Source organism: Modestobacter lacusdianchii, from assembly GCF_054177765.1.
Genome location: NZ_JBJJTJ010000069.1, coordinates 1 through 798, shown reverse-complemented (window position 1 = coordinate 798; position 798 = coordinate 1). Strand labels below are relative to the sequence as shown.

At 57.8% G+C, this 798-nt stretch carries 1 rRNA gene; it reads right to left on the bottom strand.

The features are described from left to right. Nucleotides 1–632: ribosomal RNA gene (locus ACJTNH_RS20740) — 23S ribosomal RNA — on the bottom strand; the annotation flags it as partial. Nucleotides 633–798 lie beyond the last annotated feature (166 nt).

Below are 798 nucleotides of genomic sequence, written 5' to 3'. Positions count from 1 at the left end.
GGCATAAGGCTCTCACGGCTTGTAGGCACACGGTTTCAGGTACTATTTCACTCCCCTCCCGGGGTACTTTTCACCTTTCCCTCACGGTACTTGTCCGCTATCGGTCACCAGGGAGTATTTAGGCTTAGCGGGTGGTCCCGCCAGATTCACACCGAATTTCACGGGCTCGGTGCTACTTGGGATACGACTCGAGAGGCCATGAGTTTTCGTGTACGGGGCTCTCACCCTCTACGGCGACCCCTTCCAGAGGCCTTCCACTAACACATGACTTTCTGACTCCCTGCACCCTCGGCAGAAGATGCTGAATCGTCCCACGACCCCGACCACACAACGCCTGCCGGCTTGGCATGCGATCGGTTTAGCCTCATCCGCTTTCGCTCGCCACTACTCACGGAATCACGGTTGTTTTCTCTTCCTGTGGGTACTGAGATGTTTCACTTCCCCACGTTCCCTCCACACGCCCTATGTGTTCAGGCGCGGGTCACACCACATGACTGGTGCGGGGTTCCCCCATTCGGAAATCCTCGGATCAACGCTCGGTTGGCAGCTCCCCGAGGCTTATCGCAGCCTCCTACGTCCTTCATCGGCTCCTGGTGCCCAGGCATCCACCGTGTGCCCTTAACAACTTGACCACACAAACAACACCCACGCCCACCCACCACCACACACCCAACACAGGCCCCACCCCCCGAAGAGAGCACGACCCACCAGATGAGCAGTACGCGGATCAGCGCAGGCATCCAGATACTTGAGTACTACTAGATGCTCGCGTCCACTGTGCAGTTCTCAAAGTACGGA